General features: G+C 41.5%; 15 protein-coding genes. All 15 read right to left on the reverse strand.

Translation table 11 applies throughout. The features are described 5' to 3' along the window. Nucleotides 1-425 precede the first annotated feature (425 nt). The gene (gene lysS, locus ACQKFG_RS26210; protein ID WP_192208113.1) at nucleotides 426-1925 is read right to left on the reverse strand and encodes a lysine--tRNA ligase; all 1500 of its coding nucleotides are present in this window, start codon (nucleotides 1923-1925) and stop codon (nucleotides 426-428) included. A gap of 189 nt (nucleotides 1926-2114) precedes the next feature. Continuing rightward, entirely contained in the window at nucleotides 2115-3113 is a 999-nt protein-coding gene (dusB, locus tag ACQKFG_RS26215) for a tRNA dihydrouridine synthase DusB (RefSeq protein WP_427563958.1), read from the reverse strand. A 23-nt stretch (nucleotides 3114-3136) separates the two neighbouring features. Next, on the reverse strand, nucleotides 3137-3349 hold the full coding sequence (locus ACQKFG_RS26220; protein WP_192207424.1) for a helix-turn-helix domain-containing protein: 213 nt from the start codon (nucleotides 3347-3349) through the stop codon (nucleotides 3137-3139). After that, nucleotides 3301-3828, reverse strand: coding sequence for a 2-amino-4-hydroxy-6-hydroxymethyldihydropteridine diphosphokinase (gene folK / locus ACQKFG_RS26225; protein ID WP_192207423.1), 528 nt, complete (start codon nucleotides 3826-3828; stop codon nucleotides 3301-3303). The genes ACQKFG_RS26220 and folK overlap by 49 nt, the downstream gene beginning before the upstream one ends. A 2-nt stretch (nucleotides 3829-3830) precedes the next feature. Continuing rightward, complete coding sequence (gene folB / locus ACQKFG_RS26230) at nucleotides 3831-4190, reverse strand: dihydroneopterin aldolase (RefSeq protein ID WP_192207422.1); 360 nt, start codon at nucleotides 4188-4190, stop codon at nucleotides 3831-3833. A 1-nt stretch (nucleotide 4191) separates the two neighbouring features. After that, the gene (gene folP, locus ACQKFG_RS26235; protein WP_427563961.1) at nucleotides 4192-5028 is read right to left on the reverse strand and encodes a dihydropteroate synthase; all 837 of its coding nucleotides are present in this window, start codon (nucleotides 5026-5028) and stop codon (nucleotides 4192-4194) included. A gap of 166 nt (nucleotides 5029-5194) precedes the next feature. After that, nucleotides 5195-6121 (reverse strand): cysteine synthase A, encoded by a 927-nt coding sequence (gene cysK / locus ACQKFG_RS26240; RefSeq protein ID WP_192207420.1) that lies wholly within the window; start codon nucleotides 6119-6121, stop codon nucleotides 5195-5197. 129 nt (nucleotides 6122-6250) lie between these two features. Continuing rightward, a complete protein-coding gene (locus ACQKFG_RS26245) occupies nucleotides 6251-7147 on the reverse strand; it encodes a peptidyl-prolyl cis-trans isomerase (protein WP_192207419.1) in 897 nt (298 codons plus the stop codon). Nucleotides 7148-7165: 18 nt separating this feature from the next. Continuing rightward, the gene (hslO, locus tag ACQKFG_RS26250) at nucleotides 7166-8047 is read right to left on the reverse strand and encodes an Hsp33 family molecular chaperone HslO (protein ID WP_260288349.1); all 882 of its coding nucleotides are present in this window, start codon (nucleotides 8045-8047) and stop codon (nucleotides 7166-7168) included. 27 nt (nucleotides 8048-8074) lie between these two features. Then, nucleotides 8075-8854 (reverse strand): type III pantothenate kinase, encoded by a 780-nt coding sequence (locus ACQKFG_RS26255; RefSeq protein WP_098372673.1) that lies wholly within the window; start codon nucleotides 8852-8854, stop codon nucleotides 8075-8077. Between the two features lie 167 nt (nucleotides 8855-9021). Next, the gene (gene ftsH / locus ACQKFG_RS26260; protein WP_192207417.1) at nucleotides 9022-11082 is read right to left on the reverse strand and encodes an ATP-dependent zinc metalloprotease FtsH; all 2061 of its coding nucleotides are present in this window, start codon (nucleotides 11080-11082) and stop codon (nucleotides 9022-9024) included. Nucleotides 11083-11199: 117 nt separating this feature from the next. Then, on the reverse strand, nucleotides 11200-11739 hold the full coding sequence (gene hpt, locus ACQKFG_RS26265; RefSeq protein WP_076373001.1) for a hypoxanthine phosphoribosyltransferase: 540 nt from the start codon (nucleotides 11737-11739) through the stop codon (nucleotides 11200-11202). A 32-nt stretch (nucleotides 11740-11771) separates the two neighbouring features. Continuing rightward, nucleotides 11772-13166: a tRNA lysidine(34) synthetase TilS gene (gene tilS / locus ACQKFG_RS26270; protein WP_427563964.1), complete on the reverse strand. Its 1395-nt coding sequence runs from the start codon at nucleotides 13164-13166 to the stop codon at nucleotides 11772-11774. 93 nt (nucleotides 13167-13259) lie between these two features. After that, the gene (locus ACQKFG_RS26275) at nucleotides 13260-14258 is read right to left on the reverse strand and encodes a protein kinase domain-containing protein (RefSeq protein WP_353618323.1); all 999 of its coding nucleotides are present in this window, start codon (nucleotides 14256-14258) and stop codon (nucleotides 13260-13262) included. Further along, entirely contained in the window at nucleotides 14224-14961 is a 738-nt protein-coding gene (locus tag ACQKFG_RS26280; RefSeq protein WP_342614888.1) for a VWA domain-containing protein, read from the reverse strand. The genes ACQKFG_RS26275 and ACQKFG_RS26280 overlap by 35 nt, the downstream gene beginning before the upstream one ends. Between the last annotated feature and the right edge of the window lie 96 nt (nucleotides 14962-15057).

A 15057-nucleotide genomic window follows, 5' to 3' on the forward strand; every position in this document is an offset into this window, starting at 1 on the left:
GAAATGTTTGACTTGCTCATTTGCTTTTTTGATAGTGTGTGCTCACTTAAAATTTAACGTTGGCGCTTTGTTTTGTTCAGTTTTCAAAGAGCAATATCTTTCGAAACAGCTTATTTATAATAACATTTTCATTACCGTGAGTCAACAACTTTTTTAAAACTTTTTAAAAGTTTGTAATCTGTTTGCAACTCGTTCGTAACGACAGATATAAATATAACACCATTACGTTAACTGCGCAATACTTTTTTAAAAGTTTTTTTGAGATAATGTTGTTTTTCTTTCAAGCCCTCGAATCCATTCTATTGAAAGACATGAAATTATAATAAAAAAACAAAAACCGAATGGGACATACCAGGATCATGAGCTACGCCCAATGATCCCAGCCATCCGAATTCGGCCTGCAATCAATATTCATTTTGGTTATATTAGCGATGTCTCATCAACGGGAATAATAGGACGTCACGTATAGACGGAGAATTGGTCAATAGCATAACCAAACGGTCAACACCAATTCCAAGTCCGCCAGTTGGCGGCATTCCATATTCTAACGCCTCCAAGAAATCTTCATCCATTTCATGGGCCTCATCATTACCTTGCTCCCGCTCTTTTAATTGAGCTTCAAAGCGTTGACGTTGATCAATAGGATCATTTAGCTCCGTGAAGGCATTTGCATGCTCCCTACCTACAATGAATAACTCAAAACGATCTGTGAAACGGGAATCTTCCGGATTTTTCTTTGCCAAAGGAGAGATTTCCACCGGATGGCCATAGATGAATGTAGGCTGAATCAACTTATCTTCTACCTTCTGTTCAAAGAATTCATTTACGATATGGCCGAACTCCATGGATTCCTTAACTTCAATCCCATTTTCTTTAGCAAGCTGCTGGGCTTCTTCTTTACTCATTTGAGTCCAGAAGTCCACACCAGTATATTCTTTTACAGCATCAACCATGTGAAGTCGTTTCCATTCCGGCTTTAACTCTATCTCATACTCCCCATACTGGATGGTAGTTGTCCCCAGAACTTCTTGAGCGATATGGGCAATAAGGTTTTCCGTTAAACTCATGATATCTTGGTAATCCGCATATGCCTCATATAATTCGATCAATGTGAATTCAGGATTGTGTCTTGTAGATACTCCTTCATTTCTGAAAACCCGGCCAATTTCATAAACTTTCTCCAATCCGCCGACGATTAAGCGTTTTAGATGAAGTTCGATGGCAATCCTTAAATTCAAAGGCATATCCAAGGCATTATGGTGAGTAAGGAAAGGGCGTGCTGCAGCTCCACCAGCAACAGAGTGCAGTAGAGGCGTCTCCACTTCAAGGTATCCATGATCATCCAGATACCGTCTCATGGCTTGTACAATACGACTGCGCATGATCAATGTGTTTTTGCTTTCTTCATTTGTAATTAAATCGACATAACGCTTCCGATAACGCTCTTCAACATCCTTTAGGCCATGAAATTTATCAGGCAACGGGCGAAGCGCTTTAGCAAGGAACACATATTCTTTAGCTTTAATGGAAAGTTCCCCGACTTTCGTTTTGAAAATAACGCCAGTTACCCCTACGATATCGCCAAGATCCGTTTGGTTGAAAATTTGGTAAGAATCTTCTCCTATGTTATCTAAACGGACGTAGATTTGGATTTGGCCGCTAATATCCTGGATATGGGCAAATCCCGCTTTCCCTTTTCCACGCTTCGTCATGACACGGCCAGCGATTGTAACTTCAATTTCTTTTTCTTCAAGATCTTCTTTTTCTAATTCACCATAAGCACTGACTATCTCCTCAGTGTTATGTGTGCGCTCGAATCTGCTCCCGAAAGGGTCTTGTCCATTATCCATCATGGCCTGCATTTTATCGCGCCTTACCTGCAGTTGGTCATTCAATTCTTCATGACTCACGAAAATCATCTCCATCTTTATTAATAAATGCAATTATATAATTAATCAGAAATTCTTTTGCATACATATTTATTCTTACATAAAGTAAAGGAATTCAACAGCTTTTTATCTTAAAACATCGTTTATATACATATAAAAACTGCCAGGATTACTGGCAGTTTAAGATAAGCGTATTATAGGAAAATAGGAAGGTAATGTCAAACATCAGACCATTTGGATATTTTGTTGCTTCGCTTCAATTTCATCAACAAGTCCATATAGAAGGCTAACAACATCGTCCCTTGTTTCACAAACATTAATCCCTTTACGAGCCATAGCATTCCCTTTAACACCTTTTAAATACCAAGAAGCATGCTTGCGCATTTCACGAACAGCGACATTTTCATTTTTCAACGCGATTAGACGATCCATATGAAGCACGCAAACTTCCATCTTTTCACGAACAGAAGGTTCATCCATCAGTTGACCAGTTTCCAGATATTTCACAGTCCTGTAAATCATCCACGGGTTACCTAGAGCTGCACGGCCGATCATGACTCCATCAACACCCGTTTCCTTGAGCATTCTTTCCGCATCCTGTGGAGTTTCCACATCGCCGTTACCGATAAGTGGAATATTAATTGATTTCTTCACTTCACGGATGATGTCCCAGTTAGCTTTTCCTTCATACAATTGAACTCGTGTTCTGCCATGCATGGAAACAGCTTTACCACCCGCGCGTTCAACAGCCTGGGCATTTTGAATCGCAAAAACGTGCTCATCATCCCAGCCTATGCGCATTTTCACCGTTACCGGCTTTTCAACAGCATCAACCACCGCTGAAACCATCTCATAAATTTTGTTTGGATCGAGAAGCCACTTTGCACCCGCATCACATTTAGTGATTTTAGGGACAGGGCAGCCCATGTTGATATCAATGATGTCAGCATTTGTATTTTTATCTACAAATCGTGCTGCTTCGACCAAAGATTTCTTTTCACCGCCAAAGATTTGCAGACTTAACGGCTTTTCTCTTTCATCTATATAAAGCATATTCATCGTTCTAGCATTTTGTAAAACGATTCCCTTGTCACTGACCATCTCCGCACAAACAAGGCCAGCACCAAATTCCTTGACGGTCAAGCGGAATGCCGAGTTACAGACTCCCGCCATCGGTGCTAGCACTACCGGATTCTTCATTTCTATATTGCCTATTTTTAACACGGTGTGCCTCCTATAACATTCTTTCATTTATCCTCTGGTGGCTGAAGCTCCTCAATGGAAACATGAAGAATTTCCGCCACTTCCAGTAAAAATGCTTCTGAAGGGCTGCGGTTCCCTCGTTCGACTTCTCCCAACAAGGAAACAGAAACGCCTATTTCTTTCGCAAATCCCTCCTGGGTATAACCCTTTAACTTTCGAAAAGCGCGAATACGCCTTCCCCATTTTTCACCTTCCATAATCGAACTCCTTCTTTATCCGAAATCTGTTCAAGCAGGTCGCTCAAAGGTGCATACATTTGCGGAAGTGATATATCAGGGTCCACTTCCATTAAAGGCACGATAACAAAAGCCCTCTCGTGCATACGAGGGTGCGGGACTGAAAGAATCTCTGTCTCAATATTTTCATGATTATATAACAAAATGTCAAGGTCTAAAGTACGGGGACCCCACCTGATTTCCCTTTTTCTCCCTAATTCTTGTTCAATTTTCATACAAGCGTGAAGTAATTTTTCCGGTTCTAAATCGGTTTTCACTTTTAGGACAGCATTTAAAAAACAGTCCTGATCTTCATATCCTATCGGGTCTGTTTCGTATAAAGAAGAGCAGGCCACCAACTTGATATGCGGATTTTCAGACAGTAACTGGAAAGCCCTTTGGAATGTTTCAAGGCGATCCCCTAAGTTCGAACCTATTGAAAGGTAAGCAATATTTACCACAATCAGCGTCCCCTTACAATCTCTATAGCAACCGAGTCATAATGACCTGCTATTGGAGGATCTGGTTTATAAACCTTCACGGTGCATTTCTCGATGGAAGAATATTTAATAAGTAGTTCAGAGGCAATTTTTTCAGCAACAGCCTCCACTAACTTAAAAGGTACTCCCTCGACAACACTTTTACACACTTCATATAACTCACCATAGTTGATGGAGTCTTCAAGGTTGTCACTCTTCCCAGCCTTGGCTAAATCAGTCTGGACAATCAAATCCACCTTAAACCGCTGGCCAAGCTTCGTTTCTTCCGGAAAAACTCCATGATAACCGTAAAACTCCATTTTATTCACATATATCTTATCCATTTCATTCACCTTTTCCTAATAAAGCATCCATCATCTTTGCAGTACGTGCCATTTCCTTCACATCATGTACACGAACCATTTGACAGCCTTGTTGAATGCCATGGCAGATCGTGGCGGCTGTTCCTTCCATCCGCTCATCAGGCGGCAGGTCCAGAACATGTCCAATCATGGACTTCCTTGATGTTGCTAGCAGTACAGGATAACCTAAAGATACCAGCTTATCAAGATTCCTCATCATTTCCAAATTTAAATTTAAATCTTTCGCAAAGCCGATTCCCGGATCGAGAATGATGTTTTCATCCTTGACCCCCGCATCCTTAACCAACATGATACTTTCGAATAAATCCTGTAGTACATCCCGCACAAAATGTCCATAACTCATATTATCCCTGTTATGCATCAAGATAATAGGCACCTTATATTCCGCAGCAACCTTTGACATCAAGGAATCAGCCTTACCTCCCCAAATGTCATTTAATATATGGGCCCCTGCTTTTACAGCCGCTTCGGCTACTCTTGATTTATACGTATCGACCGATATTGGTACCTCAATATTACGGGATATGGCTTCAATAATCGGGGCGACTCTCTCTATTTCCTCTCCATCCGATATCCTCTCATAGTTAGGACGGGTGGACTCCCCGCCTACATCCAATAAATCAGCTCCGTCGTTAACCATCCGTTCGGCATGCTTCAAAGCGGCATCTATCCGATTATATTTCCCGCCATCCGAAAAGGAGTCCGGCGTAACATTCAAAATACCCATAATTAAGGTTCTATTACTGTAATCCAAATCAAATGAACCGCATTTTATTTTTGACGCTCCAGCTAATGTCATCCAACGTTCTCCTTCGCCTAAAGAAATCTATATATATGAGTTTACCCATTTACATAGGCATAGTGCAAGTTCCATGAAGATTTGGGAAGCTTCTGCAGACTTTACTACAAAAAGAAAAGCAAAGCCCCTAAGGAAGGAACTTCGCTTCTAATTTTAGTGTCTTGTCTTACTCAAAGTTATATAATGGCGTACTTAAGTAACGTTCACCATTACTTGGTATGATAGCTAGTACCTTTTTGCCTTTTCCCAGCTTGTCAGCCACTTTAATGGCAGCTGCAATTGCTCCACCAGAGGAAATTCCACCAAGGATTCCTTCCTCTTTAGCCGCACGGCGGGCATAATCAAACGATTCCTCTGTATTGACTTGAATGATTTCGTCATAGAGATCAGTATTCAAAATACTTGGGACGAAGCCCGCACCGATTCCTTGGATTTTATGAGGTCCTGGAGCCCCACCCGATAATACCGGAGAGTCCGCAGGCTCAACAGCGTAAATCTTAATGTCAGGGTATTTTTCACGCAGGACTTCACCAGCACCTGTTATCGTTCCGCCAGTACCGATTCCGGCAACGAATGCATCCAGACCTTCATCACCAAAGGCTTCAACGATTTCAGGTCCTGTAGTGTTCCGATGAACTTCAGGGTTGGCTACATTCTCGAATTGCTGTGGAATGAAGTAACCTTTTTCTTTAGACAGCTCAGTCGCCTTTGCAATTGCACCCTTCATTCCTTCAGGTCCAGGAGTAAGAACTAATTCTGCACCATAAGCACGAAGCAAGTTACGGCGTTCCAAACTCATCGTCTCCGGCATAACCAGAATTGATTTATAGCCCTTTGCCGCAGCTACCATTGCAAGTCCTATTCCAGTGTTTCCGCTTGTAGGTTCAATGATCGTATCACCTGGCTTGAGGGTACCATTTTTTTCTGCCGCTTCGATCATCGCAAGGGCGATACGGTCTTTTACACTACTGCCTGGGTTAAAATACTCAAGTTTCAGATAGATATCTGCACTGTTTTCATTTTGAAGCTTGTTTAACTTCACAATAGGTGTTTGTCCAATTAAATCGATTACAGAATTAGCTATACGTGCCATTTTCTCCACTCCTTATCATTTCAATACCGAGTATGTTTATTGGTTTTATAAATTTAAAGTTACCAGTTTTTATAGTTCATTGTCAATGATTATATACTATATTCTAAATTTTCTCACACAACCATAGACCTACTTTTGTTCTTTCAATCCATAAAACCATTCTACATCAAATTCGTCCCAGAAAATTTTCCCTGAGACCGGTGCCTGAATCTGTTCAAGAGCTATTTGGCGGTGAATCTTGTCTTTAACCTCATCATATTCATACTGCTTGCCCTCTATTCTTTCATGCAGATAGATAATGGCCCAGCCTTCTTCCGTTTGAATCGGATCACTCCACTTTTTCACCTTCAAATTCTCGGCAGCAGTAATGTATTCCTTGGAGACTTTCTCGTTATCCTGGGATATATAACCCATGTCGCCTCCTTGGTTGGCAGTGAATTCATCAAGGGATTTTTCCATCGCTAAGACATCAAAGGGGACGCCCTTCTCCAGTTCACGTACGATTTGGTCCGCTTGCTTTTTTGTAGACGAGGTAATATGGGATATATGGAAAGCTGTAGGGATTCTGTAGATATCCTTATTATTATCATAATGATTCCGCATTGCCGTTTCGGAGACCGAAACGTCCTTGGTGAGGAGCTTCTCGAGGAGGAGACTCGATTGAATTTCCTGCCTCAGTTGATCGTTACTTTTATTAAGGTTCTGTCCGGCAGTCCCATACATCGTTTTCATCATTTTAAGTTCCCGATCAAGCTCTTCATCCGAAATTTTCACTTTATATTTTTCAGCTGCCTGTTTCACGACCTCTTTATCGACCATTTCCTCAAGTACATCTTCCCCATATCTTTTTTCGAGCTCATTAATCCATGCGTCCCGGGAAATATCCTTAGATCCAACCTTTGCGGCCGTTTCTTCCCCGATGACGGATTTTGAAATGATTAGTGGTTTTATGACAAAGATAATGATAGTCAATAGGTTCAACAAGGCAAGGGCAGCAATAATCGCCCGAAGCTTTTGTTTTGGCAAACCCTTATCCCCCGTATATTAATTTTTGGTTTCTGCTTCTAGTTCCTCGAGATCTTCCTTCGAGAATTGGTAGGTCTGATTACAAAAATGACAATGTGCCTCCGCTTGTCCCTCTGTATCAATGATATCCCTAATCTCAGCTTGCCCTAGGCTAATCAATGCATTTGCAATTCTTTCCCTAGAACATTGACAGGAGAATTGGACATCCATTTTTTCTAGTATATTCACATTGCCCTCACCTAAAATTTCGGTTAGGATTTCTTCAGGAGTCATCCCGCTTTGAATCATCTTAGAAACAGGAGTTATCGTGCTTAGTCGATTTTCAATTTTCGAAATCGTATCTTCCGATGTGCCCGGCATCAACTGGATGATGAATCCACCCGCTGCAAGGATTGAATTATCCGGATTCACCAGGACCCCAACCCCCACAGATGAAGGCACCTGTTCGGAAGTAACAAAGTAATAGGTGAAATCTTCACCTAATTCTCCCGATACAAGCGGTACCTGACCTGAAAAGTAATCACGAAGACCGATATCTTTTACAACAGTCAACAATCCATCGGTACCCACCGCTTTCCTTACATCAAGCTTTCCTTGCTCATTCAAATCAAAATGGGTTTGCGGGTGAGTGACATATCCGCGGACTTCTCCCTTTGCATTGCTGTCGACCAATATGGAACCGATCGGTCCTCCGCCCTCGATTTTAATCGTCAGCTTTTCTTCACCTTTTAACATTCCGCCCATCATGACACCTGCAGTCATCGCCCGTCCAAGGGCAGCTGAAGCAGTAGGCCATGTATAATGGCGCCGCTGAGCTTCTCCTACCGTGTCTGTTGTTGAAACAGCATATGCCCGAACCTGTCCCTCATAACCTAACGCCTTTATTAGATAATCTTTCATTTATTTTTGCTCCTTTCATGCTTTGTTTTACTTCTTCACTTGCTCACGATTACGTTTATAAATCAACTGCAGCCCCTTCAAGGTCAAAAATGGCTCCACTACGTCAATCACAGTAGACTCATTGGCAATTAAGGTAGCCAATCCACCAGTTGCTATTACCGTTGGTTCTAGATTACTTTGCTCCTTAATTCGATTAACGATACCTTCTACCTGTCCAACATACCCATACAAAATGCCAGCCTGCATGGCGGACACCGTATTTTTCCCAATAATCCCTTCTGGCCGGCTGATTTCTATTCTTGGAAGTTTGGCTGCCTTTGAATAAAGTGCTTCAGTAGAAATATTTATACCCGGGGCAATGGCTCCGCCCATGTATTGTTTATCCTCATTTATATAGCAATATGTAGTTGCCGTGCCAAAGTCCACGATAATGAGAGGGCTTCCATATTCCTGAATGCCTGCAACAGCATTAACGATCCTGTCCGCACCCACCTCACGCGGATTTTCGTATTTAATATTCAATCCAGTTTTTATTCCAGGTCCAACTATAAGCGGTTTAATGCCAAAGTATTTTTTGCACATTCGTTCAAGCGCAAACATAATTGGCGGAACTACCGAAGAAATGATGATTCCATCAAATTGATCAAACGAAAGACCTTCATGTTGCAGCAAAGACTTTATGACCATTCCATACTCATCTTCTGTCTTGTGACGGTTAGTCTCAATTCGCCAATGATATTTTAAAATATCTTCATCGTATACGCCTAGTACAGTATTCGTATTCCCAACATCCAATACAAAAATCATCGTTTCATCACTCCGGTAAATTATTCTCCAACATCATACCACACTGTTATTTACCACGCTATTAGTCGCACTTTTCGAAAGGTAACCCAGAAACTTCATCATAATTAATTCAAGAGTGAAGAAAAGGGTATTTCCGAGGCGGAAATACCCTTTTGAATTCAGTCAACTTAAGACTTTTTATTGTCATCTTCGTTCGGGAAGGAAAGCGGCTGGTCTTGAGGCGCACCTTCTTTGATTGGAGGAGTATTCAATCCTTCCTCCGTTATTTCAAGGTCCTCAGGTCCTCTCTTATCCAATGGATCTAATAAGGCCTCTTTTTCTTCCTTCTTCGTATTGATGTTCACCTTGACATTCTCATCAGTTGTTAAATTCCCATTGAGGGCTGTATAATCCCGTTCTGGCAATTTACCATTATGGAATAAACCTTTGATCTGTTCAGCATCAAGTGTTTCCACTTCAAGCAAGGTTTTTGCGACCAAATCAAGTTTTTCACGATTTTCAGTAAGAATCGTCTTACATCTTTCGTAAGCTTCCTTGATGATACGTTGAATTTCAAGATCAATTTCATATGCTATTGCATCTGAATAGTTTTGATCATTGTTGAAATCTCGGCCTAGGAAAACCTGACCTTGTGAATTACCGAATTGAAGTGGTCCGAGTTTACTCATGCCATATTCCATGACCATGCTCCTAGCTATGCCCGTTGCACGTTGGAAATCGTTATGGGCACCGGTACTCACTTCTCCGAATGTGACCTCTTCGGCTACACGACCACCCAATAGCCCTACGATTTTATCTTTAAGCTCAGGTTCCGTCATGAAGAAACGATCCTCTTTCGGCAGCATAACTGCATAACCGCCAGCTTGACCACGAGGGACAATCGTAACCTTATGAACGACTTCGGCATCATCCAGAACCAATCCAATAATGGTATGGCCTGCTTCATGCCACGCTACGATATTTCTTTCCTTTTTGGAAATGACACGGTTTTTCTTGGCAGGTCCAGCGATAACGCGATCCGAAGCTTCATCCAAATCGGACATGTCGATCTTCTTCTTATCTTGACGGGCAGCTACAAGCGCAGCTTCATTCAGTAAGTTTTCAAGATCAGCACCAGAAAATCCTGGAGTACGCTGAGCGATCGCTTTCAAATCGACTGTTTCTGCTAATGGTTTATTGCGTGCATGCACTTTCAGAACTTCTTCACGGCCCTTAACATCAGGGCGGCCCACCGTTATTTGACGGTCAAAACGTCCTGGACGCAGTAATGCCGGATCCAATACATCAGCACGGTTAGTCGCAGCGATGATTATGATTCCTTCATTGCCACCGAAACCATCCATTTCCACCAGAAGTTGGTTCAATGTCTGTTCGCGTTCATCGTGACCGCCGCCAAGACCTGCGCCACGTTGACGTCCGACTGCATCAATTTCATCGATAAAGATGATACATGGTGCATTCTTCTTAGCATTTTCAAACAAATCACGAACACGGGATGCACCGACACCCACAAACATTTCAACAAAATCAGAACCACTGATTGAGAAGAAAGGAGTTCCGGCTTCACCAGCCACTGCTCGTGCAAGTAAAGTTTTACCTGTACCAGGAGGCCCTACTAAAAGTACCCCTTTAGGAATACGGGCTCCAAGCTCGGCAAATTTTCGAGGATCTTTCAAGAATTCAACAACCTCGACAAGTTCCTGCTTTTCTTCGTCCGCCCCGGCAACATCGTTGAAGCGTACTTTTTTCTTATCATCATTATACAATTTCGCCTTACTTTTCCCGAAGTTCATGACACGGCCACCACCGCCGCCCTGAGCTTGGTTAAGTAAAAAGAAGAAGAGAATAAAAATGATTACAAATGGAATGATGGAAGTGAAAAATGTCACCCAGCCACTTGTTTTTTCTGGAGGTTCAACAGTGATGATGTCCTTATCCAACTTGGTTACGGCATCATTGATTCTGCTTTGAGAATATTCACTGAAAGGCACGTACGTCACAAAGAATTTATTTTCCTCATAACCTTTGAGCTTTCCTGTGATTTCAAATACACTGCTTTCGGGCTGCATCGTCAGTGCAGTAACATCCCCATTCTCCAAATGCTTATAGAATTCATCTTGGGTCATTTTCTCCGTTGGTTCATTGTTATTATTAAAAATGCTTACAATCCCAATGATGACCAAAAAGATCAGTAAATAAAATATGGTATTACGGAAGATCCGATTCATCCCTTACCTCCTCCCACGGGTAAACAAACTATAGTAAATACTATCATACAAAATTAATGAATTACAATAATTTAACACCGCTGTTTTTATCTGGTCTTCTCTTTCAAACAAGTACGATTAATTCGAGTAAATTTCAGGCTTCAATATGCCAATATACGGGAGATTACGATACTTTTCCGCAAAATCAAGACCATATCCGACAACAAATGCATCCGGAACGATGAACCCGGCATAATCCGGAGTGATATCCGCTTTCCTGCCTGTTGGTTTATCCAATAATGTAACGATTTTAATTGATTTTGCTTTTCGATAACGGAAAAGTTCCGCAAGATAGCTAAGAGTCAAACCGCTGTCGATAATATCTTCAATGATTAAAATATCCCGGCCTTCAACCGATGTATCAAGATCTTTGATGATTTTCACTTCACCGGAAGATACAGTGGAGTTACCATAGCTTGAAACATCCATAAAGTCCATTTCAAGATGTGTATCCACACGTTTCAGTAGATCTGACATAAATGGCATGGCGCCTTTCAGCACTCCGATGGCCAACGGGAACTTACCTTGGTAATCAGCTTCAAGCTGCGCACCCAATTCCCTGATTTTTTTTTGAAGTTCTTCCTCTGATATTAAAACCTTTTCAATGTCGTTTTGCATGGTCATTGTAATTTATTGCCCCCCAAGAAGAATTAAGCTTTTTTATATTCTAAGTAGATTAAAGATTTTTCATCAGAAATAATATCCGGCTCAATATTCGATTTCTTTAAACCAGGTAGCCAAATGGCCGTTCCCGTTTGATCGATGATGACCGGCCACACATTTCTTTCTAGCATCGGGATCTTTTCATTAATAAAAATATCCTTTAACTTTTTAGTTCCACCCAATCCCTTGACGGCTATCCGTTCGCCTTCATTCCTGGTTCGGACTGTAAGAGGAAACTGAACAGCTGATTCGGGAAGAATAAAAGAATGATTTCCTCTAAGTACCGGAATTTCTTCTTTTATATAGTGCGCTTTAATCTTATATCCATTCGGAAGAATAGTCTCACCGGGAATTTGTAATTTAAGGGAATATTTATGGCTTTTTTGCCGAAAAAATCTAAAAGTGCAAGCTTGATATGATTTTTCCGCAATAAGGCCCTCCGGAAGATGCAATTCTGCAGATGGTTGAGGATTTAAAAACAAAACTAAAAGTTGGTCAATATGTAATGCCGAAAGCGATGAAGGTCTCTCCAAATAAAGATAGTTTAATATTAGTTGAATCGCCCTTCTTTGTAAAGGTTTAGGCATCGCTAGAACCTTATCAATCTGAATAACCGCTTGATCTTTATCCTGTTGGATCCAAACCTCGGACATTTTGCTTGAAACCATGTTCAAAAAAAACTCTTCATCTTCATAAAGCTCTTCACTGAATCGCTGAAAATGCTCATGAACCTTTCTATTTTCTTTCTTTAAAAATGGAAGGACTTCATGTCTAAAACGATTTCTTGCATAGGCACCCGTTTCATTGCTCGGATCAAACCTTGGTTCAATATTATGAAGGCTCGCATATTCGATTATTTGGCTTTTCGTAATTTCAAGAAAAGGCCTGACCAGATTCCCGGTATGGAACCGTCTTTTTATAGGAATACCAGCTCTTGCCTTACCTGTCGCCCCTCTTGTTAAACGCATGAGCATCGTTTCTATTTGATCATCTCCATGATGCCCCAGGACAAGCGTGGAGGCTTGATGTTTATCCATCATTTCCTCATAGAAAGCAAAACGCGACTTTCTTGACGTTACTTGTGAACTTTCCCCCGTCTCCTCCATCCGGGCAGGAACATCGATCCTTTTTCCCTCGAATGTAATGCCCCACCGTTTACATATATGCTCGACATATTTGTAATCCTCATAGGATTCTTCACCTCGAAACATATGGTCAACACTTGCAACGATCATCTCGTAATGAAAAAGAGGTTGAATTTCCTTAAGGATATGGAGAAGCACCAATGAGTCCGGTCCTCCGGAAACGCCTATTAGCAACTTCGAGTGTTCCTTAATCAATTCATTTCTATAAATGGTACTCAGAACTTTTTCCTTTAACATACAATCTTCCTTCTTTATGAACAGGCATTAGTTTTATACGATTCAATCATGAAATGGTTTCAACTATTCCATGGCATTCACCTAATAACTATATCATAACAACTGTTCATATATGTATAGAACATAGAGCATCGATATGATGGCAACCAGCAAAAAAGTTTCAAAAAAACCGCCACTTTTCTTTTTTGAATGGTTTTGGGACCTTCTTGCTTGTCTCGTTGCAGGTTGTATTGTATGCGGCTGACCTGCCGCTGCCTGAGTCGGGCCCTTTTTCTTCGAATGATTTCGCTTACTTAGAACCATGACCAAATCCTCTCGCATTTGGAGGGCTGAATCATACTGACCGCGGAGAGCTTTATCCAGCATCTTCCTATATGGGTGCAATTCCTTTTTCTGCTTAATCAGGTCGTTAAGCTGTCTATACCCCTCCCCTTTCTTGTGGAAACGTCCAGGGTAGGCTGAATTGATTATAATCATCGCCACAGCGAACAAGTCATATTGCGGATCAGCCTTTCTTGACCCAAGTCCCCAGTAGCCCCTGTCAAAAAACTCAGTGAATTCTTTAACAGATCGCCCGATTAAGGTGGTTCCGCCAACATCCACACACCGTACCTTATAGGCTGGTGAAGTCACGATCAAATTCTCAGGTTTTAAATCCCCGAATACCCATCCATTGGCATGCAAGGCAGACAAGCTTGTTAAAAGCTGAAGCATCAAGACTCCAATCCATGATGAACCTTTTTTATCGATGAAACGCAAAAAATCGTGTCCGTGGATATATTCCATGACATAAAAAGGGAGCTGCTTTCCTGTTTTCATGAAATCATCCGCTTCCAAAAAGGAAGGTCCAAGGGTAGACCCCTGGACCTTGGAAAAGGATTTTAGGATATTCATCTCCGAAATAATGGACGTCCCATTATCACTGAGCTTTAAAGCATAATGACGATTTCCGCTTTCAACCAAATAGACGATCCCGTTCGCCCCACACCCCAATTCCTTAATTATTTTGTACTCATTTTTATTCCATTTTCCAGTGACAACACTGCCAGGTAGGAGTTTACATTGATTCCTCAAAGTATTGTTCATCATCATGTGATAACAATCCCCTCAATGAACGTTTTTTATTGAAATATGTCAAAGCTTCACGAATGGCTGGACCAGTCGGAGTGAGTCCCCCTGTGCTAAGCTTAGGAAAAGTTGCCGTCAAGGCTTCAAGGTTCGGGGTCCAATCCAGCAACTTTTCAACATCATTTCTTTTCCCAGGAAATACGAATACGGAAAAACGGCTGTCACCCATTCTTGCATTCATACTAAGGGAAAGATCTAATAAGGAATCTTTTACTGTAGGCAGTTTATGTTTCATGCTTGCACTTGTATCAACAAGAATCAATACTTCGAGCTTGCTTGTTTCCCCAAGCTCATCGACCACCTCCATCACTTCTCCTCGTTTATCAGGCGGAAGATCCTCCATCGTTTTTGAATCTCCAAGTATTTGTTGAAGTTCACGATTGATAACTCCCTGTATAGTTTGAGTCATTGCCTTTTGGGTCACCATTTGAACGGTTTGGGACAACTGCTGAGCATAGACTATTTGACTTACGCCACCTCCGGAACTTGCAATCTTCTCAATTTCCTTAAGCCCCTTTTCATCTATCACATCATTTTCCATGACACCTATGACATTGATGGTTATGCCTTGCTCCCTTGCTAATTCAGCCATGGCAGAAGGTTCCTCACCATGATTTGAACATCCGTCGGTTATAAGCAAAATCTGTCTTAAGGTTCCTGTTTTCATGTTTTGCTCTCCCTTCCTATCAATTTGTTACCATAATTGACTAAAAAGGGGGAAATTATACGCCAAAGAAATCGCGTCAAGTCACATCATGGAGTG

It is taken from the genome of Peribacillus sp. NPDC076916, from assembly GCF_050269675.1.
GTDB classification, from domain to species: domain Bacteria; phylum Bacillota; class Bacilli; order Bacillales; family DSM-1321; genus Peribacillus; species Peribacillus aracenensis.